Raw genomic sequence first — 19922 nt, forward strand, 5'->3', positions numbered from 1 at the left:
TTAGCTTGACTCGCTGTCAGGAAGGCCTGTTCCCGGCCGCCTGGACCGCCTCCCGCGTGCGCACCGGAAAGGGCTTTGACCTGCCATGTTGCATACCCTCATCGTCGGGATGGGCAGGGCCGGCCAGGGCCTGCACCTGCCGTCGCTGGTCAAGGTCCGCGCGGCCGCGCCCGGCCTGCTGGCCCGCGCGCCGATCGTCGCGTTCGACCCGCTCGGCCCGCCGGCCGACGTGCCCGGGCTGGTGCGGGCGGCGTCGCTGGAGGAGGCGGCCCGGTGCTGCCCGCCCGCGCGGACGGTGGCGCACCTGTGCACGCCTCCGCAGGTCCGCGCCGCGCTGCTGGACCGGCTGGCCGGGCTCGGCTACCGCAAGATCATCGTGGAGAAGCCGCTGGCCGTGGACCTGCCGGGACTGGCGGAGGTGGCCCGGATCCGGCGCCGCTGGGGGCTGGACGTCACGGTCGCCACGCACTGGCTCGACAGCGGCCTCACCCGGCGGCTCCGGGCGGCGGTCGCCGCGGGCGAGTTCGGCGCGCTGCGGCGGATCCGCGTCGTCCAGAACAAGCCGCGGTTCACCCGCAGCATCGCGGCGCGCGATCACCCGACCGCGTTCGACGTCGAGCTGCCGCACGCGCTCGCCGTCGTGCTCAGCCTCGCCGGGGGCGCGCGGGTCGCCGACGCGTCCTGGGAGGACATGGTCCTCGGACGGACGCGGGTACCGCGCCTAGGGCGGGCCCGCTTACGGCTGGAGCACGCCGCGGGCGTCCGCAGCGAGATCGACTCGGACCTGACGTCCCCGGTCCGCGAGCGGAGCATCACCCTGCACTTCGACCGGGCGGTGCTGGTCGGCCATTACCCGTGCAGCGACGCCGACCACACCGCGCAGCTGCGGACCGTGCGGCCCGGCGGCGACGCGACCAGGGACGTGTTCGCCGACGACGCGTTCCCGGCGTTCCTGTACGGCGCGTACGTCCGCTACGCGCGGTCGGTGTCGTCGATGCACCGGACGCTCCCGGTGCAGGTCGACGCGGTCCGGCTGCTCGCCGAGGCCAAGCGGATGTGCGCCGCGGACGGCGACAGGCGAGAGGAGGCCCGGGGTGCCGCGGCGATCCGGTGAGGCCCTGCCGGACGGGATCCGGCTCGCCGGCATCGGCGACGAGGCCGCGCCGGGCCTCGCGGACCAGATCGGCGCGGTCGCGGAGCTCGGCTGGAACCGGCTGGAGCTGCGCACGATCGGCGGCACCCCCGTCGCGCGGCTGGACGAGCGGGCGTTCCGCGGCGCGGCCGAGCGGCTGGGCACGGCGGGGACGGACGTGGCGGCCGTCGCGTCCAAGATCGGCGACTGGTCGCGCCCGGTCACCGGCGACTTCGCGCTCGACCTCGACGAGCTGGAGGTCCTCGCCCGGCGCTGCGCCGTCCTCGGCACGCGGCTGGTGCGGGTCATGTCGTACCCGTCCGGCGGCCTGGACGACGCGGAGTGGGGCCGCCGCGCCCGCGAGCGGCTGCGCGAGCTGGCCCGCCGCGCGGAGGACCGCGGCCTGGTCCTGGCGCACGAGAACTGCACCGGCTGGGCGGGCGACCGCGCCGACCGGATGCTCGACCTGGTCACCGGCATCGGCAGCCCGGCGCTGCGGCTGCTGTTCGACATCGGCAACGGCGTCGCGCACGGGTATCCGCCGCTGCCGATGCTGCGCGAGATCGTCCCGTACGTGGTGCACGTCCACGTCAAGGACGCGCGCGCCGGGAAGGACGGCGAGGCCGAGTTCGTGTCGCCCGGCACCGGGCACGCGGAGGTCGCCGAGTGCCTGCGGCTGCTGCTGCGGAACGGCTACTCCGGCGTGCTGTCGATCGAACCGCACATCGCGCTGCGCCCCCACCTCGGCTCGGGCGCGGGTGACCCGGCCGCGTTCGTCGCGTACGGGCGGGCCCTCGAAAGCCTGATCGCCGACGTCTTCGGAGGCGTGCGGTGACCGCCGCGGACCTGCCGGCGCCGCTCGGCCCCGACGACCGCGACCTGCTGCTCCGGCTCCTCCGCCTGCCCACCGCCGGGCCGCTGGAGCCGGGCGCGCCGCCGCCCCGGCTCGCCGAGGCACAGGTCGCCTACCGGCGGCACGCCGCCCGGATCGGGCTGCGGGCCGTCCGGCACGCTCCGGCCGACCCCGCCGATCTGGACGGCGGGCCGGTCCCGGCGGCGGTCCGCGCGGCCGCGTCCCGTCCCGGGTTCCTCACCTGCCAGCCGAGCCTCGTCCTCCGCCTCGGACCGGACGGCCTGCCCGCCGCCCGCACGGTGATGTTCAACGTGCACCTGGACACCGTCGCGGGCCGGCAACCCGTCTCGTTCGACGGCGACCGCTTCCACGGACGCGGCGCGATCGACGCCAAGGGCCCCGCCGTCGCGCTGCTCGCGGGGATCCGCGCCGCGCGCGCCGAACGTCCCGCCCTTGGCCGCGACGTCGGTGTGCTGGTGCAGGCCGTCGCGGGGGAGGAGGGCGGGGCGATGGGCGTCTTCGGCACCCGGCCGCTCGTCCGGCGCGGCTACACCGGACGGCTCAACGTCTTCTGCGAACCGACCGGCGGACGGTTCCTGACGCGCAGCACCGCGGCGATGACCGCGCGGATCGTGGTGGACGGTGACGACGCCGTCGACGACCGGCCGGGGCACGGCCACAACGCCAGCGTCCTGCTGGGGTTCCTGGCCCAGCATCTCGGCGGTGCGCTCGGTGCCGCGATGCCGGACGCGAGCGTCTGCGTGGCGGGCCTGAACACCGGCACCCAGCACAACAAGGTCTATGGCGGCGGTTCGCTGCTGCTCAACCTCGCCTACGGGTCGCCGGAGACCGCGCGCCGCCTGGAGCGGCGCCTGAGGGAGGCGCTGAGCGAGGGGCTGACCGAGTTCGCGTTCGCGTTCGCGGGCACGCCGCTGTTCGGCCGCACCGCCGCCGACGCGCGCGCCGTCACCCGGCTCGAATGGCTCAAGCGCGGTCTGCCTGTGCTCGACGACCGGGACGCCTGGGGCCACGCGCTGCTGCGCGACCGCGCGGGCATCGCGCCGTGGCCGTCCGGCGAACCCGCCTTCACCTGCGACGCGATCTGGATGTCGCAGGTCCCCGATGCCTGCACGGTCGTGCTCGGCCCCGGGGACCTCGCCGCCAACAACGCCCACGCCGACGGGGAGTTCGCCTGCGCCGGCCAGCTCGCGGACTTCGCCGCCGCCGTCTCCCGCATCCTCACCGCCTTCACCGACGACCTGAATGGATCACCGTGACCACGACCTCGCCGTTCCGGCATCTCTCGCCCGTCCCCACCCGGCCGGACCATCCCGGCACCGGTCCCCGGACGGCCGCCCCGCGCGTCCGGGTGGCCTACACCGACCTGCTCGACTTCACCGTGGCCGTCTTCCGGCGCCATGGTCTGCCGTCCGCGCGGGCGGACGCGGCGGCGCGCGCGCTGTGCTACGGCGACCTCACCGGGATGACGTCCCACGGGCTGACCAACCTCACCCGCCTCTACCTGCCGCTGTTCGAGGAGGGGCGGGTCGACCCCGCCGCCGAACCGCGGCCGGTCGCCGACCGCGGCGCGTCGGTGCTGCTGGACGCCCGGCGCGCGCTGGGCCTGTGGGCGGGAGAGGCCGCCATGGACCTCGCCGCCGAGCGCGCCGCCACCTTCGGGATCGGGATGGTCGCGGTGCGCGGGGCGACGCATTTCGGCTGCGCGGGGCACCACGCGCTGCGCGCCGTGCAGCACGGCATGATCGGGCTGGTCGCCGCCAACTGCGGCGGGCAGCGGATCGCCCGGCCGCCCGGCGGCGCGGTGGCGATGCTCGGCACCAACCCGCTGAGCGTCGCCGCGCCGGCCGGCCCGCATCCGCCGTTCGTGCTGGACATGAGCACGACCGCCGCCCCCACCGGACGGATCAGGCAGGCGGCCCGCGAGGGCCGGCCGGTCCCCGCCGGCGTGCTCCGCGACGACGACGGCACCCCGGTCACGGACCCGACCGCCTTCGACGAGGGGCGGGCGCACCTGATGTGGCTGGGCGGCGACGCGGGCCAGTACAAGGGGTTCGGGCTCGGCATCGCGGTCGAGGTCCTCGCGGCCGTGGTGTCGGGCGCCGCGCTGGGCGCGCACCCGGACGCGTTCGGCGGCGACGGCGGCCCCGGCGGCCGCGACGACGACATCGGCTTCTTCACCGCCGCGATCGCCCCGGACGCGCTCCGCGCCGGCGCCGCCCTCGACGCGGGCACGCTGTTCGGCGCCCTGCTCGGCTGCCCGCCCGCCGACCCGTCCGAACCCGTCCGGTATCCCGGCTGGCACGAGCATCGCCGCGCCCAGGAACGCCTGCGCAACGGCGTCCCGCTGGGCGAGGACCTCTACCGGGAACTGCGCGAGACCGCCGCGCGCCTGGGCATCGCCGCCCCCGCGGCACTGGAGCGGACATGACCGCGCCGCTGCGGGTCGCCGTCATCGGCCTCGGCGTCATCTCCCGCTTCTACCTCGCGGCGCTGCACCACTCGCCGTCCATGCGGCTGGCCGCCGTGTGCGACAGCGACCCGTCCAAACCGGGCTCCTGCGGCGTGCCCGGCTACACCGACCACGTCCGGCTGCTCGACGGCGAACGTCCGGACGCCGTGGTCGTCACCGTGCCGAACGACGTGCACCTGCGGGTGTGCGCCGACGCGCTGGAACGGGGCGTCGCCGTCTGCGTGGAGAAGCCCCTCGCCCTGGACGTCGCGCAAGGGGACGCGCTGCGGCGGCTGGCCGACCGGCGGGACGTCCCGCTGTTCACCGCGTTCCACCGCCGCTACAACGCGGCGGTCGCGCGGCTGCGGGACGAATGCGCCGGCTCCCGGGTCACCGAGGTGACCGTCCGCTACTTGGAGCGGATCGAGGACCACGCCGGCGACGACGGCTGGTATCTGGACCCCGGGCGCTGCGGCGGCGGATGCGTCGCCGACAACGGCCCCAACGCGTTCGACCTGCTGCGCCTGCTGCTCGGACCGGCGGAGGCGGCGCCCGAGGTGGTGTCGGCCCGGATCGAGCGGGACGGCCGCGGCATCGACCGCCGCGCCGACGTCCTCCTGCGGAGCCGGACGGCCGCCGCGCGGATCCTGCTCGACTGGTCGTACCCCGGCGAGCGCAAGGACGTCGAGGTGCGCCTCGCCGACGGGCGCACGCTCCGCACCGACATGCTCGACGGCCATCCCGGCTTCAAGGCCTCCCTGTGGCACGAGTACGTCGGCGTGCTGCGGGACTTCGAACGCCGCATCCGGGCACCCCGGGCGCCCGACGGCGGCCTCGCGGCCCTCCGGTTCGTCCGGGCGGCCTACCACCTCGCGGAATCCCCGCACGCCGGGCGCGGCGCGTCCGTCCCGCCGCAGGCCAGGCTGATCGGGGACGGCGCACGCACGGGGGGCCGGGGATGAACCCGCTCGAGGACGGGCCGAAGAGCGCGGTCGCCGCGACCCTCGTGAAGGTCCTGGCGCATCGCCGGACGGACCGGGGCATGCGGCTGGAGCCGTTCGCCAGCCGCTGCGTCCGCGCCGGGGAGGTGCACGAGCTGGTGGCCACCGACCACGGCGAGACCGCCGCCGGCGCGCGCATCGACCGGGTCGCGTTCCTCGGGTTCGCCGAGATCAACGCGGCGGGGGTGCTCGACCGCGGCGACGAGCTGTGGATCGCCGGGCGGCGCGTCGGCGTCCTGCTCGGCTTCGACGGCTGCCACCTGCCGAACCACTACAACGTGCTGGTCCGGACGGAGCCGGCGCGGACCGGGACCGAGCTCGGCCTGGCGCCGGGAGAGCGGCTGGCGTTCCGCCAGGGCGCCCCGCCCACCTGAGGAACCGGCCGAAAAGGCGTCGGCGCCCGAAATGCCGGGGCCGGCGATTCGGCATGCCGCAATGGCGGTCCATTTCCGTGACGCCGCATTCGTCGACGGGATATCAAGGCCTAACCCGAGGCGCATGGTCCGCGGCAATGCACTCGGGCAGAGTTGGCAGCGCGAAGCGGAATCCGGACCCGGCCGGCACGGAATCCGCACGGAGATTCGCTCGTCCACCGTTCACCGTTCACCGAATCGTGCAGGAGGAGAACGAAATGGTCATGGCCACCACCCAGTCCGATCGCCTGGAAGAACGGTTCCGGCTGTGGGACCGCAACGGCAACGGCGTCATCGAGCGCGCCGACTTCGAGCGCGAGGCCGATGACATCATCGCCCGGCTCGGCGCCCAGGGCACCCCCCAGGCCGACAGGCTCAAGCAGACCTACCTCGGCATGTTCGACAAGCTGGCGGAGGCGGCCGGCTCCGCGCGGATGAGCCGCGGGGAGTTCCTGAGCGCCGCGGAACAGGAGATCATCAGCAAGGGCGACGCCGGGTTCTCCAACGTGGTGAAGCCGACCATCGAGGCCATCGTCGGCATCCTGGACCGCGACGGCGACGGTGAGGTGTCCCCGCTGGAGATGCACGGCTGGTTCGCCGCCATCGGCCTGGACGGCGCGGTCGCCGACCAGGCCTTCCGCGAGCTCGACACCGATGGCAGCGGGAAGCTGTCGGTGGACGAGCTGGTCGACGCGGTCCGCGACTACCACCTCGGCCGCAACGACATCCCGCTGCTCGGCCGCTGACCGGGTCACCGGAAAGAACGCCGTCCGGGAAGACCCGCCGCCATTCGACCCCCGTCGAACAGCCCGGCGGGAATCTTCCCGGGCGGTCCCCCGCCGCCCTCTCACCCCCGTGTAGGAAATCGTGCAGAAAACACCGTCGGCAGCCCATTGTCCCGGCGTGCCGGTTCCCATTCCGTTCTTCGACCAGGCCGCGAGTTTCCAGGATCACTGGGAGGGGATCAGGAAGCACCTCGATGACGTTCTGGACAACGGGAAGTTCTCGCACGGCGCGAAGGTCGCCGAACTGGAGGACCGGCTCGCGGACCGGACCGGGGCCCGCCATGTCGTGGCCGTCAACTCCGGTACCGACGCGCTGATCCTGCTGCTGCGCGCCGCGGGGCTGGAGCCGGGCGACGAGGTGATCGTCCCCGCGTACTCGTTCATCGCGACGGCCAGTTCCGTCGTGCTCGCGGGCGGCGTCCCGGTCTTCGCCGACATCGAGGAGCGCGGCCACGGCCTCGACCCGCGCGCGGCGGACGCCGCGGTCACCGCCCGCACCCGGGTGATCATGCCGGTGCACCTGTTCGACCGGATGGCGGACCTGCGCGGGCTGGGCGCGGTGGCACGGCGCCACGGCCTGACGGTCGTCGAGGACAGCGCCGAGGCGATCGGCATGCGGATGGACGGCGTGCACGCCGGGCTGCACGGCGCCGGCGGGGTGCTGTCGTTCTTCCCCGCGAAGACGCTCGGCGGCATCGGGGACGGCGGGGCGGTGCTCACCGATGACGAATCCGTCGCCGAGACCGTGCGGATGCTCTGCCACCACGGGCGCGGCGGCCGCACGCTCGACAACTTCCCCGGCATTTCCAACCCCACGGTGGTGCCGGGACGCAACAGCAAGATGGACGACGTCCAGGCGGCCGTCCTGCAGGCCAAGCTCACCACTCTCGACGCCGACATCGCCCGCCGCGCGGAACTGGCGGCACGCTACGACGCGCGGCTGCGCGGGGTGCCGGGCGTCCGCGACGTTCCCGGCTCGCTGCCGCCGCGTCCCGGGAGCAACCGCGTCTCGTACGTCCATCTCCTGCGGGTCGAGGACCGCGACGCCCTCGCCGCGCACCTGGCCGCCCAGGGGATCGAGACGGAGATCTACTATCCGATCCCGCTGCACCTCCAGCCCTGCTTCGCGCATCTCGGCCACCGGCCCGGCGACTTCCCGCACGCGGAGGCGGCGTGCGCCGAGGCGCTGGCCGTGCCGCTCTATCCCGACCTGCCCGACGAGCACGTCGACCGCGTCTGCGACGAGATCGAGCGCTTCTCCACAGGGAGGCCGCGGTGACCGCCCCGCCCATCGCGACCATCCCGTTCTTCTCGCCGGAGCTGTTCGAGCAGGACCGCGACGTGCTGCTCGACATCGTCCACGCCGTCGGGACGGGCCGCGACCAGAAGTTCATCCTCGGCGAGCGGACGGCGCGGCTCGAACGCGCGCTGGCCGCCCGGATCGGCGCCGGTGACGCCGTCGCCTGCTCCAGCGGCACCTCGGCGCTCACCCTGATCCTGGCCGCGATGGACGTCGGTCCCGGCGACGAGGTGATCGTCCCGGCGTTCGGGTGCGCGCCGCTGGCCGCCACCGTGATCGACGCCGGCGCCCGGCCCGTGTTCGCCGACATCGACCCGGTACGGCTCACCGCCGACCCCGCCGCCGCGGAGCCGCTGATCACGCCGCGCACCCGGGTGCTCATGCCCGCTCACATGTTCTCGGTGATGGCGGACATGCCCGCGTTCCGCGCGCTGGCCGACCGGCGCGGGCTGCGGCTGGTCGAGGACTCGGCGCTCGCCCAGGGCGGGACCCTGCGCGGACGTCCGGCGGGACGCTGGGGCGACGCGGGCCTCTACTCCTTCGTGCAGGTGAAGACGTTCGGCATGCCCGGGGAGGGCGGCGTCGTCATCACCGACGACGGCAGGCTCGCCGTGGACGTGCGGATGCTCCGCAACCACGGCCAGGACGGCGCCCGTCGCTTCGTCCACCACCGGATCGGGCACAACAGCCGGTTCGACGAGGTGATGGCCGCGTTCCAGCTGCACCGGCTGTCCGGCCTGGAGGACCGGCTCGCGCGCCGCGCGGACATCTCCGCCTACTACTCCCGCCGTTTCGCTCCGCTCGCGGAGCGCGGCCTGGTCGCGCCGCCTGAGGGCGGGGACGGCCGCTTCCACTACGTCTACACCGTCCTCACCGACCACCGGGACGCGCTGGACGCGCACCTGGCCGCGCACGGCGTCACCGCGCACGTGTACTACCCGCGGCCCCTGCCCGCCCAGCCCGCCTTCGCGCCCTACGCGCAGCCCGGCGGGACGTGGCCGAACGCCGAGTCCGCCGCGCGGCGCACCATCTCGCTGCCGCTGTATCCGAACCTGACGGATGCGCAGGTCGAGCACATCGCCGACACCGTCTGCGCCTTCACCGACGTCCACGGGGGGACAAGATGAGCCAGCAGACCGCTCTCCGGCGGCCCGGCGTCACCGGGCGCGGCGACCTCGCCGCCTACGCGCGCCTGGCCAAACTCGACATCTACGACTACTACCTCGGGCTCCTCGTCGTGTGGGCGCTGCTGGCGTCCACCCTGCGCTGGAAGCCGCAGACGCTCGGGCTGCTCGCGCTGATCCTCCTCGCGGAGGTCGTCGTGGTGGCGGCCATGGTCGGCTTCGACGACGTCACCGGATACCGCGACGGCAGCGACGCGGCCAACTACGGTTCCGACGCGGCGCGGCGCCGGCTGGCCCGCAAGCCCCTCGTCGCGGGCACGCTCAGCGAGGCGCAGGCACTCCGGTTCTCGTGGGCGGCCACGGCGGCCGGATCGGTGCTGTGGGCGCTGGTCGTCGCGACGGCACCGCACCGCCCGGTCTGGGCGGTCGTGCTGGCGGCGGCGTGCGTGGCGGCGTCCGTCCAGTACTCGTGGGGCTTGAAGCTCAGCTACCGCGGGTTCCAGGAGCTGTTCCTCATCGGCCTCGGCGTCGGCTGGACGCTGGTGCCGTACGCGCTGCTCACCGGCGGGGCGAGCGGCTTCGTCATCGTGCAGGCGGTGCTGTTCGGGTCCGGGCCGATGCTGTTCGGCCTCTACTCCAACACCAACGACGCCGACGGCGACCGCGCCGCCGGGCGCGTCACCGTCGCCACCCTGGTCTCCGCGCGGGCGCACCGGGTGTTCGTCGCCGCGATGACCGGAGCGCAGGTCGTGCTCGTCGCCGGGACGGCGGTGGCGGGCATCGCCCCGTGGTGGTTCCCCGTCGTCCTGCTCCCGCTCGTCGGGATGCGGCTGGCCCACCTGGTGATCGGCTTCCGTGGCGACATCCTGCGCGCGCGCCGGATCGCCATCCACGCCCACCGCGTCACGGTGGTGCTGCTGGTCGCCGCCGACCTGACCGCCGGAGCACTGGCATGACGGCCGGGCGGCCCGCGCTGGACGTTGCCGTGGTCGGGGCGGGCCCCGCCGGGCTAGCCACCGCCTACGCGCTGGCCGAGGCCGGGTGCACCGTCCGGGTCCTGGAGGCCGCCGACGCCGTCGGCGGGCGGATGCGGACGGTCCGCGAGCACGGCTGCCTCATCGACACCGGCGCCGAGATGTTCCCGGGCCGCGCCGGCTACCCCGCGACCTGGCGGCTCATCACCGCGCTCGGGCTGGACCGCGACCCGGAAGCCGTCCCGAACGTCCGCCGCGCCCTTGCCGTGTGGCGCGACGGCCGGCCGCGCCCGAACGTCGGCCGCCCCCTCGGGCTGCTGACCGGCGCGGGCCTCGGGCCGCGGGCGCGGCTCGACCTGGTCCGGCTCCAGGCGCGGCTGGCGCGGCTCGGCGACCTCGACCCCGCCCGGCCCGAGGCGTCCTCGCTCGGCGCCGCCACCGTCGCCGACCTCGTCCGCCCCTACCACCGGGACGTGTCCGAGCACCTCGTCGGCCCGCTCGTCAGCGGCTTCTTCGGCTGGGACCCCGAACGCTCCGCCGCCGCCCCGCTCGCCGCGCACCTGGTCACGTGCGGTGGTTCCGCGTCCTGGCACACCTACCGCGACGGGATGGACACCCTGGCCCGCGCCCTCGCCGGACGCCTGGACGTCACGACCGGCCATCCCGTCACCCGGGTGACCGAGCAGGGCGGCACGGTCCGGCTGGCGTCGCCGCGCGGCACCGTCGCCGCACGGGCCGCGGTGCTGGCCGTTCCCGCTCCCGTCGCGGCGCGCCTTCACGCCGACGAACGTCCCGCCGTACGGACCTTCCTGGACACCTGCGGTTACACGCCGATGCTCCGCGTCAGCCTCGTCCTGGACGTGCCGCTCGCGCCCGGCGGGTCCCGGTCCGGCTTCGCCACGCTCATCCCCGACGCCGACGACCGGCTCCTCGGCGTCATCACCGCCGACCACCGCAAGCATCCCGGGCGGGCGCCCGCCGGCGGCGGCCTGGTGTCGCTCATCGCGTCGCCGCTCGGCTGCGCCGACCTCTTCGAGCGGCCCGACCGGACGGTCGCGGAGCGGCTGATCGCCCGCGCCGAGCGCTTCGTCCCCGGGCTGTCGGCGCACGTCGCCCACGTCCGGGTGCACCGGTTCGAGCACGGGCTGCCCGAGGCGACGCCGCGCGCGCTCCGGCTGCGCGGCGTGTTCGCCCGGCGCCCGGTCTCGGCGGTCGAGTACGCGGGCGACTGGGTGATGCTGCGCCCGTGCAGCGAGGGCGCCGTCGCGTCCGCCGCCCTCGCCGCCGAACGGGTCCTGGCCTGCCTCGCGGCGCGCTCGGGCCCGCCGTGGACGGCCTCCGGCGGCAGGCCCGCCCGTCCCGCGGCCCTGAGCGCGACGGCCGACGCCAGGACCACGGCACTGAGCGCGACGGCCGACGCCCCGACCGCGGCCGATTCCCGTCCCGACGACCAGAGGTGAAGGCGATGGCTTCCTTCAGCAGACGGATCGAGCTGGGCACGCTGTTCGAGGACGTGGCCGAGCTCGGCCGCACCACGACCGTGCACCTCAGCCGCCCCTTGGACATCGCCCCTGAGCTGGGCACGGCGCTCGACGTCCCGGCGGCCGCCCGGCTCGTCCAGGACGCCGCCGGATGGTTCGCCGCCGCCGGTGCCGGGCCCGGTGAGCGCGTCGCCATCGTCAAGCGCAACCACTGGGACCTGGTGCTGCTGTGCTGCGCGGCGGCCCGGATCGGCGCGGTGCCCGTGCCGCTGTCGGCCCACCTGGACCCGGACGCCCTGGAGATCCTGCTCAAACGGCTGGATCCGGCGCTGCTCGCCATCGGCTCCGCGCAGGCGGGGCCGGGCGGCGCGCTGACCTCCCTCGCCTCACGGACGCTGCTGCTCGACGGCACTGCCGGTGCCGCCGGATCGGCGCTGTGTCTCGACGACGTCCGTGGTCACGCGGCCCCGGCACCGCGCCGCCCGCCGGTCGACGACCCGCTCGTCGTCCTGCACACGTCCGGGACCACCGGGGTGCCGAAGCTCGTCGTGCACTCCACGCGCACCCTGCTCAGGCGCCTCGCCGGCTTCGAAGCGCACCGCTGGCCCGTGCTCGCCAGCCGCCGGAGCGACGTCGTGGCGGGCGCCTTCTCCTTCGCTCACGGCCGCGCACTCGCCTGGACCGCGAGCGTGATGGCGCTCGGCCCCGAGAAACTGCTGGTGGTGTCCGGCTCCGGCTGGGACGAGGCACGGCCCCTGCTGGAGCGGCACCGGCCCACCACCGTGGAGGCCCAGCCTTCGACGTACGTGCGGTGGCGCCCCCATGCCGCCGCGCAGGACGAGCCCGCGCGGAGCCGCGCGTTCGACCGCGTCCGCCTGTACATCAGCACCTTCGACGCCGTGCATCCGCCGACCGTGCGGACCTTCCTCAACGCCACCGGGCATCCGCGCCCGATCTGGCTGCAGGGCTGGGGGCAGAGCGAGACGGGCCCGCTCACCTTCCGGTTCCTGACCCGCCGCGCCATGCGGGCCGAGCGCGAACGGCATCCCACGACCCGCGACCTCGGGCGCCCCGTCCCCGGACGCAGCCGGCTCCGCGTCGTCGACCGCGAAACGCTGCGGCCCGTGCCGCGCGGCACTGCCGGCCTGCTGCTGTGCCGCACGAAGGCGCTGTGCCTCGACTACGTCGGCGAGCGGCAGCGGTACCAGCGCAAGCGGACGGGGGAGTGGTTCGTCACCGGGGACATCGGCGTCCTCACCCGGAGCGGGCGCCTGCTCCTGCTGGACCGCGAGGCCGACGGCCTGCCGGAGGGCAGCTGCGTCGAGCTGGAGGACGTGCTCGAAGACCGGTTGCCCGGCGTCTCCGAATGCGTCGTCCTCGGTGTGCCCGGCGGCCGCTGCGTGCCCGTGCTCGTCACCGAGGACGGCGCCCCGGACCCGGCCCTGTGGCGCGCGGCGACCGCCGACCTGCCCGAACTCGCCGACCCGGTCGCGCTCGCCTGGGACCGGATACCGCGCACCGGGACCGGCAAGGTCCGGCGCGCGGCGCTGCGCGAGCGCCTCGGCGTGACCCCCGAGACCTACGGGACGGGGAAGTGGACGTGAAGACGACCGCGCGTCCCGTGGCGGCGCCGGCGTCCCGCCCGCTGGACGGGACGGTCGTGCGCGCGTCCGGCGGCTCGGTCGCGGTACGCGTCGCCGCGGCCCGGCTGCGGGCGCTCGGCTGCCTGATCGAGACCGCTGATGGGCCGCCGCCACCGGACGCGCCCGCCGGGCTGCTGCGCGTCGTCCGGGCACCCTGGACCGCCGCCGGCGGCGCGCTGCCCGAATGCCGCATCGGCTGGTCCGGGCCCGTGCGGGTTCCGATGGCCGGTGAGCGCGACGTGCAGGCCGCCTGCGGCATCATGCACGTCCACGGACGCGCCACCGGCGGACCGCGCGCCCTGCGCATCGACTACGCCTCGGTATGCGCGGGCGTGCTCGCGGCCCAGGCCGTGACGGCGGGCATGCTGGCCGTGCTGCGGGGCGGGATGGCCGTGCGCGCGGCGACCTCGGTCGCCCAGGCCGCGGCGCTCGCCCTCACCCAGTACGTCGCCGTCGCCACCACCACCGACCCCGGCTCCGGCTCCTCCCGGCCGGAGCCGGGCCCCTCCCGGCCGGAGCCGGGTCTGGAGCGGACGCCGCCGTTCCGCTCGGCCGTCGGCGTCCGCTTCGAGATCGAGACGTTCCGGGCCGAGGCCTGGCTGCGCTTCTGGACCGAGGCGGGCGCCGAACGCTCCGCGATCGCCGCAGGCTGGACGCCGTTCCAGCAGCGCTTCGCCACCGCGACCTGCACGCTTCCCTCCGGCTTGCAGGCCACCGCCGCGGCGCTGGAGTACGCCGCGCTGCGCCGCGCCGCCGAGGCCGCCGGGGTCAGCATCGTCGCGGTGAACGGCGCCGGAACGCCGCTTCCGCCCGCGCCCTCCTCCCCTTGGCGGCTCCGCCCGCTCCCCTCCGCGCCCGCGACCGAGCCGGTGCACGCACCCGACGACCTGGCACAGCGCGAGGACGGCCCGCTGGCCGGGATCCGGGTCGTCGAGGCCGCCAACCGCGTGCAGGGGCCGCTGGCCGGGCACGTGCTCGGCCTGCTCGGCGCCGACGTCGTCCGCCTCGAACCGCCCGGCGGCGACCCGATGCGCGGCGTCCCGCCGATGGCGGGCCCGTTCTCGGCCCGGTTCCTCGCCCTCAACCGCGGCAAGGACGCCGTCGAGGCCGACCTGAAGTCGCGGGCGGGCCGCGCGACGGCGCTGCGGCTCGCCGCCTCGGCCGAGGTGTTCCTGCAGAACTGGGCGCCGGGCCGCGCCGCCCGGTTCGGGCTGGACGCCGCGGACCTGGCCGCCGTGCGGCCCGGCCTCGTCTACGCGTACGCGGGCGGCTGGGCCGACGTCCTTCCCGCGCCGCAGCCGATGGGCACCGACTACCTGGTCCAGGCGCACACCGGTGTCGCGGCGCTGCTGTCGGGACCGGGCCGCCCGCCCGCGCCGACGCTGATGACGATCATCGACGTGCTCGGCGCGCTGATCAGCGCGGAAGGCGTCGTCGCGGGCCTGCTCGGCGCCGCCCGGACCGGTGCCGGAGTGCGGGTCGAGACCGCCTTGGCCGACGCCGGCCGCCTCCTGCGCGAGAACGCCGCCGCCGGTCCCAGCACGGCCGGGGAGGCGGTGCCGGTCGTGTCCGATCTCGCGGTGATGGCGGCCGATCCCGCGTACGCCGCCCTTTTCGAAACCGATGGAGCCGCCTGCTACAGCCGCGCGCCGTGGACGTTCACGCGGGCCGCCGACCACCACAGAGGGGGATCATGAGAACCGCCGCTTCTCCTGCCTGGACATCGGCCAACGGCGTCACGCTGGCCGACCGGGTGCCCGCCGAGCTGCGGGCCGCCTGGACCGCGGACGGGCTGTGCCCCGGCCGGGACCTGTACGCGCTGTTCCGCGAGCACGTCCGTGCCGCGCCCGAAGCGGAAGCCGTCGTCGACGACGCGGGCGCGCTCACCTATGCCGCGCTCGACGGCCGCGTCCGCCGCGCCGCCGCCGCGCTGCACGCCGCGGGACGGGGGCCCGCCGACATCATCGCCGTCCTCCTGCCGAACGGGCGTGACGCGGTCGCCGCCGAACTGGCCGTCGCGGCGATCGGCGCCGTCGCCCTGCCGATCCCGCACACGCACGGGCCGATCGGCGTCGCGGGCCTCGTGCGGCGGTCGCGCGCCGCGGCGCTCATCGCGGCCGGGGACGCGATATCGACTTTCGGAGACGTCCCTGACCTGCAGCTATGGACGCCAGACGATGCGCCGCGTGCGGACGTCCACGGGCTGGACGAGGCCGGCACCGAGCAGGTCCGGGCATGGCGGCCGGCCCGTGTCGATGCGGAGGCACCGGCCCGCATCCTCGTCTCCTCGGGGTCGGAGTCGGAGCCGAAGATGGTGGCGTACTCCCACAACGCCATGGCGGGCGGGCGAGGCAACTACGTCGCCGCCCTGCGGCGCGGCGCCGACCGCATGCGCGCGCTGGTCCTGGTGTCCCTGGCCTCGTCGTACGGGTCGCTCGGGACGTCGGTGATCCTTGCCCGCCATGGCGGCACGCTGGTGCTGTTGCCGCGCTTCGACGCCGCCGCCGCGCTCGAAGCCGTCGGACGGCACCGTCCCACCCACGTGTTCGGCGTCCCCACGATGCTCTGGCGAATGGCCGAGTGCGACACCGATGCGGACCTCTCCTCGCTGCATGCCGTCGTTTCCAGCGCCGGTCCCGTGCACCAGCACGTCATGGACGCCTGCGTCCGCCGGTTCGGCATGCCGCCCATCAACATCTACGGGTCCAGCGACGGAGTGAACTGCCACACCGGACGCGGCCCGGACCGCTGGGAACCCGGGCTGGCCGGCGTCCCCGATCCCGACGTCGCCCGGATCAGCGTCCGCGACCGGCGGGGACGGTCGCTGCCGCCCGGCGAGGCGGGCGAGATCTGGGCGCTGGGCCCGATGACCCCGCTCTGCTACGTCGCGGCGCCGGACCTCGACGACCGGTACCGCGCGCCCGGCGGCTGGGTCCGCACCGGCGACCTCGGCAGGCTGGAGCGGGACGGGACGCTGCGGGTCCTCGACCGCCTCAAGCGCACGGTGATCCGCGGCGGCGTCAGCCTCTTCCCCGCGCAGGTCGAACGCGCGCTCATCGCCCATCCCGACATCACCGACGCCCACTGCGTGCCCGTGCAGGACCTCGACCTGGGCGAACGCATGTGCGCCTGCGTGGCCCCGCGCCCGGGGGCCCGGCCGCCGTCCCCGGCCGCCATCCTCGCCTGGCTGTCGGAACTCGGCGTCGACCGGCGCCAGCTGCCCGAACGGTTCCTGATCCTCCCGGAGCTGCCGGTCGGCCCCACGGGCAAGGTGAGCGTCAGCGCCCTCACCCGCCTCGCCGCCGAATCGGCCGTCCCCGCCGACGGTGTGCGATTGCCGGCCGGCTCGGATGCGGGGACCGGCCGGTGAACCGGGTCGCGGCCCCAGCGCCGTCCCACATCTTCGGCGACCGGGACGAGCACAACGGCGAACAGCATCGCCTGCTGAGCCTCGCCTACGACCCCTTCACCACCGAACGGCTCGCCCGGACGGGCGTCGGACCGGGATGGCGATGCCTGGAGGCCGGCGCGGGCAACGGGACCGTGGCGGTGTGGCTGGCCCGGCGCGTCGCCCCGACCGGCCGCGTCACGGCGACCGACGTCCGCCCTTCCGGCATCCCGGACGCTCCCGGGCTCGACGCCGTCCGGCACGACATCGTCCGCGACCCGCTGCCCGAAGGCGAGTTCGACCTCGTCCATGCCCGGCTCCTGCTGAGGCTGCTGCCCGAGCGCCTCGCGGTGCTGGACCGGCTCGTGCGCGCGCTCAAACCCGGCGGCATCATGCAGATCGACGAGTTCGACGCGGCGCGCGCCCCGGCCCTGCAAGCTCCCGACTCCGCCGCGCACGACCTGTACCGAACGTTCACGACGGCCAAGAACCGGCTCATGGCCGGGAGGAACGTCGACGTCGCCTGGGGACGCAAGGCGGCCGGCGCGATGCGTCGGGCAGGGCTCGTCGACGTCTCGTCGCAGTGCCGCCTGGAGCTGTGGACCTCACGCTCGCCGGGCCTGCAGCTCCTCGCCCACCACACCCGCCACCTGCGCGACGAGTTCGTCCGCGCGGGGATGACCGACAGGCAGCTGGCCGACGTGCGGGCGCTGCTGGCGCACCCCGGCTTCCGCGCCTGCTCATACGCGATGCATTCGGTGCAGGGGCGCCGTCCCGAGGAGGTGCGATGACCGGGAAGCGAATCGACGTCCATGCGGCGGCCCCCAGAGTTCATGCCGCGATGGCCGGGGTCGACGCGGCCGCGAGCGGGCCGCTCGAGCCGGCGCTGGCCGAACTCGTCCGCATCCGCGTCTCCGAGATCAACGGGTGCGCGGTCTGCCTCTCCCTCCACACGCGAGCGGCCCTGACCGCGGGGGAGGGGCAGGACCGCCTCCAGGCCTTGGCCTCTTGGCGCGAGAGCCCCCTGTTCACGGGACCCGAACGCGCCGCCCTCGCCCTCGCCGAGGCCATGACCCTGATCACCGCCGCAGGCGTGCCCGACGAGGTGGTCGTCGCCGCCCGCCAGCACTTCGACGAGACCCGGCTGACGCACCTGGTCTGGACGATCGCCGCCATCAACGCCTGGAACCGCGTCGGCATCGCCGCATCGGCCCCGGCCTGACCGCGTCGGGTTGCATGCAAAGCATCCATTGCATACATTGCATGCGTGCAGACGGACGTGGTGTACAGGCGGCTCCGTGACCTGATCGTCGCGGGACAGTACACGCCGGGCGAGCGGCTGACCGAGCTGTCGGTGAGCGCCGCGCTGGAGGTGAGCCGGACGCCCGTGCGGGAGGCGCTCCGCCGGCTGGAAGGCGACGGGCTCGTCGAGGGGACCGGACGGGGCGTGGTGGTCAATGCGCTTACACCCGAGCGGCTCGGCCACGCCTACGCGGTGCGCGCCGCGCTGGAGGCGCTCACCGCGGAACTCGCCGCCGACCGGCAGCGGGCCGGCCGCGTCCCGCCCGCCGACCTGGACGACCTCGAACAGCACGCGGCGCTGCTCGAGGAGGTCACGGCCGCCGGCGACCTCGACCGGGCCATCACCCTCAACCGGGGGTTCCACCGCGCGATCGCGGAGATGGCCGCGAACCCGATCGCGCTGGAGACGCTCGACCGGCTGTGGGACCAGATCATCGTCTCGACCCGCGACTCGCTCGCCCCACCGGACCGCCCGGACACGGTCGCCGACGAGCACCGGCGCCTCCTGCGGGCGATCGTCCAGGGCGACCGGGCGCTCGCCGGCCGCATCGCCGCAGACCACGCCAGCGCCACCGGCGCGACGCTCACCTGAGTAACGCCCGCCCGACCGACCGATTCGGATGACCAGAGGAGGACCCGCGATGCCGAAGACCCATCACTACGAGGTGACGGTGACCTGGACGGGCGACACCGGAACCGGGACGAGCTCGTACCGCGCCTACGAGCGGGCCCACGACGTGGAGGCCGCCGGCAAGCCGCCGATCGCGGGCAGCGCGGACCCCTCGTTCCGCGGCGACCCGTCCCGCTGGAACCCCGAGGAACTGCTCGTCGTGTCGCTGTCGCAGTGCCACATGCTGTCCTACCTCAGCCTTTGCGCGCGTGAGGGGATCGCCGTCACCGGCTACGTCGACCGGCCGCACGGGACGATGATCGAGACGCCGGACGGCGGCGGCCGGTTCGAGGAGGTCGTGCTGCGCCCCGAGGTCACTCTCGCGGACCCGGCGCGGGCCGACGAGGCGGCGCGGCTGCACGAGCGTGCCCACCAGGTGTGCTTCATCGCCGCCTCGATGAACTTCCCGGTCCGGCACGAGCCCGAGATGATGATGGTCTGACAACGTCACCGGGTGAGATGCTGGCGTGATGATGGGATCTCGCCAGCTCGAATACTTCCGGGCCGTCGCACGGGAACTGCACTTCACCCGGGCCGCGGAGGAGCTGCAGATAGCGCAGCCCGCGCTGTCCCAGCAGATCCGCAAGCTCGAACGGCAGCTCGGCGTCGCCCTGTTCGACCGCGACAACCATCGCGTGGAGCTCACCCCGGCCGGGGCAGCCCTCCTCGAGCACGCCGAACGGATCCTCGCCGACATCACGGCGGTGGAGGAGGAGATGCACGGCTGGGCCGCGGGGACGCGCGGCCGCATCCGGCTCGGCATCGCGCGCGGGCTGACGGTCAGGTTCGCCCGCCTGCTGGCCGAGTTCTCCGCCGGGTTCCCCGCGGTCGACGTCGAGCTGCGGGAGAACAACACCGAGGAGATGATCGCCGGGCTGCACGGCGGGCGGCTCGACGCGGCGACCGTCGTCCGGCTGCCCCCGCAGGAGGAGGGCCGCCGGCTCGCGTCGCTGCCGCTCGGCGAGGAGCCGCTCGTGCTCATCACGGCGGAGTCGGCGCCGCTCGCCGGCCGCTACCGGGTGCCGGTGGCGGCGCTGGACGGCATCGAGCTCGCCTGCTTCGCGCCGGGGTCGGCGATCCGGGAGATCGTGCTGTCGGCCCTCGCCGCGGCGGGGGCGGCGGCGCGGATCCGGCTCGAGACCCGCGAGTACAGCACGGCGCGGGCGATGGCGAGCGTCGGACTCGCCGCGGCCGTCGTCCCGCGCTCGATCGCGGAGGAGCCGGGGCTCCCGGTCGCCGTCGTCCGGCTGGATCCGGAGCCGACCTGGGCGCCCTCGCTGGCCTGGCCGGCGGGCCGCAGGCCCGGACCCGCGCTGTCGGCGTTCATCGCCTTCATGCGGGACCATCCGGACCTCGCGTCCGTCGCGTCATAAGCCAGAGATCTCA

At 75.2% G+C, this 19922-nt stretch carries 19 protein-coding genes; all 19 read left to right on the forward strand.

Annotated features, from left to right (window positions below):
- Nucleotides 1-85 precede the first annotated feature (85 nt).
- On the forward strand, nucleotides 86-1114 hold the full coding sequence (locus AB0C78_RS06265; protein WP_360742481.1) for an oxidoreductase: 1029 nt from the start codon (nucleotides 86-88) through the stop codon (nucleotides 1112-1114).
- Nucleotides 1095-1967, forward strand: coding sequence for a TIM barrel protein (locus tag AB0C78_RS06270; RefSeq protein ID WP_360742484.1), 873 nt, complete (start codon nucleotides 1095-1097; stop codon nucleotides 1965-1967). Before AB0C78_RS06265 ends, AB0C78_RS06270 begins: the two co-directional genes overlap by 20 nt.
- A complete protein-coding gene (locus tag AB0C78_RS06275) occupies nucleotides 1964-3262 on the forward strand; it encodes a M20/M25/M40 family metallo-hydrolase (protein ID WP_360742487.1) in 1299 nt (432 codons plus the stop codon). Before AB0C78_RS06270 ends, AB0C78_RS06275 begins: the two co-directional genes overlap by 4 nt.
- Entirely contained in the window at nucleotides 3259-4434 is a 1176-nt protein-coding gene (locus AB0C78_RS06280) for an Ldh family oxidoreductase (protein WP_360742490.1), read from the forward strand. Before AB0C78_RS06275 ends, AB0C78_RS06280 begins: the two co-directional genes overlap by 4 nt.
- A complete protein-coding gene (locus AB0C78_RS06285; protein WP_360742493.1) occupies nucleotides 4431-5417 on the forward strand; it encodes a Gfo/Idh/MocA family oxidoreductase in 987 nt (328 codons plus the stop codon). Before AB0C78_RS06280 ends, AB0C78_RS06285 begins: the two co-directional genes overlap by 4 nt.
- Nucleotides 5414-5830 (forward strand): hypothetical protein, encoded by a 417-nt coding sequence (locus AB0C78_RS06290; protein WP_360742496.1) that lies wholly within the window; start codon nucleotides 5414-5416, stop codon nucleotides 5828-5830. The genes AB0C78_RS06285 and AB0C78_RS06290 overlap by 4 nt, the downstream gene beginning before the upstream one ends.
- A gap of 257 nt (nucleotides 5831-6087) precedes the next feature.
- A complete protein-coding gene (locus tag AB0C78_RS06295; protein ID WP_360742499.1) occupies nucleotides 6088-6615 on the forward strand; it encodes an EF-hand domain-containing protein in 528 nt (175 codons plus the stop codon).
- Between the two features lie 157 nt (nucleotides 6616-6772).
- Nucleotides 6773-7933 (forward strand): DegT/DnrJ/EryC1/StrS family aminotransferase, encoded by a 1161-nt coding sequence (locus AB0C78_RS06300; protein WP_360742502.1) that lies wholly within the window; start codon nucleotides 6773-6775, stop codon nucleotides 7931-7933.
- Complete coding sequence (locus AB0C78_RS06305) at nucleotides 7930-9081, forward strand: DegT/DnrJ/EryC1/StrS family aminotransferase (RefSeq protein ID WP_360742505.1); 1152 nt, start codon at nucleotides 7930-7932, stop codon at nucleotides 9079-9081. The genes AB0C78_RS06300 and AB0C78_RS06305 overlap by 4 nt, the downstream gene beginning before the upstream one ends.
- Nucleotides 9078-10034, forward strand: coding sequence for a UbiA family prenyltransferase (locus AB0C78_RS06310; protein ID WP_360742508.1), 957 nt, complete (start codon nucleotides 9078-9080; stop codon nucleotides 10032-10034). Before AB0C78_RS06305 ends, AB0C78_RS06310 begins: the two co-directional genes overlap by 4 nt.
- Nucleotides 10031-11512 carry an FAD-dependent oxidoreductase gene (locus AB0C78_RS06315; protein WP_360742511.1) on the forward strand — a complete coding sequence of 494 codons (1482 nt, stop codon included), beginning with the start codon at nucleotides 10031-10033 and terminating at the stop codon, nucleotides 11510-11512. The genes AB0C78_RS06310 and AB0C78_RS06315 overlap by 4 nt, the downstream gene beginning before the upstream one ends.
- A 5-nt stretch (nucleotides 11513-11517) precedes the next feature.
- Nucleotides 11518-13137, forward strand: coding sequence for a class I adenylate-forming enzyme family protein (locus AB0C78_RS06320; protein ID WP_360742514.1), 1620 nt, complete (start codon nucleotides 11518-11520; stop codon nucleotides 13135-13137).
- Nucleotides 13134-14873 carry a CoA transferase gene (locus tag AB0C78_RS06325; protein WP_360742517.1) on the forward strand — a complete coding sequence of 580 codons (1740 nt, stop codon included), beginning with the start codon at nucleotides 13134-13136 and terminating at the stop codon, nucleotides 14871-14873. Before AB0C78_RS06320 ends, AB0C78_RS06325 begins: the two co-directional genes overlap by 4 nt.
- On the forward strand, nucleotides 14870-16546 hold the full coding sequence (locus AB0C78_RS06330; RefSeq protein ID WP_360742520.1) for a fatty acid--CoA ligase family protein: 1677 nt from the start codon (nucleotides 14870-14872) through the stop codon (nucleotides 16544-16546). Before AB0C78_RS06325 ends, AB0C78_RS06330 begins: the two co-directional genes overlap by 4 nt.
- On the forward strand, nucleotides 16543-17355 hold the full coding sequence (locus AB0C78_RS06335; protein ID WP_360742523.1) for a class I SAM-dependent methyltransferase: 813 nt from the start codon (nucleotides 16543-16545) through the stop codon (nucleotides 17353-17355). Before AB0C78_RS06330 ends, AB0C78_RS06335 begins: the two co-directional genes overlap by 4 nt.
- Nucleotides 17352-17786, forward strand: a complete 435-nt coding sequence (locus AB0C78_RS06340; protein WP_360742526.1) for a carboxymuconolactone decarboxylase family protein — start codon at nucleotides 17352-17354, stop codon at nucleotides 17784-17786. Before AB0C78_RS06335 ends, AB0C78_RS06340 begins: the two co-directional genes overlap by 4 nt.
- Before the next feature lie 45 nt (nucleotides 17787-17831).
- Nucleotides 17832-18458, forward strand: coding sequence for a GntR family transcriptional regulator (locus AB0C78_RS06345; protein ID WP_360742529.1), 627 nt, complete (start codon nucleotides 17832-17834; stop codon nucleotides 18456-18458).
- Between the two features lie 49 nt (nucleotides 18459-18507).
- Nucleotides 18508-18978: an OsmC family protein gene (locus AB0C78_RS06350; protein ID WP_360742532.1), complete on the forward strand. Its 471-nt coding sequence runs from the start codon at nucleotides 18508-18510 to the stop codon at nucleotides 18976-18978.
- Between the two features lie 28 nt (nucleotides 18979-19006).
- On the forward strand, nucleotides 19007-19909 hold the full coding sequence (locus AB0C78_RS06355; protein WP_360742535.1) for a LysR family transcriptional regulator: 903 nt from the start codon (nucleotides 19007-19009) through the stop codon (nucleotides 19907-19909).
- Nucleotides 19910-19922 lie beyond the last annotated feature (13 nt).

Source organism: Actinomadura sp. NPDC048394, from assembly GCF_040651755.1.
Taxonomy (GTDB): domain Bacteria; phylum Actinomycetota; class Actinomycetes; order Streptosporangiales; family Streptosporangiaceae; genus Spirillospora; species Spirillospora montaniterrae.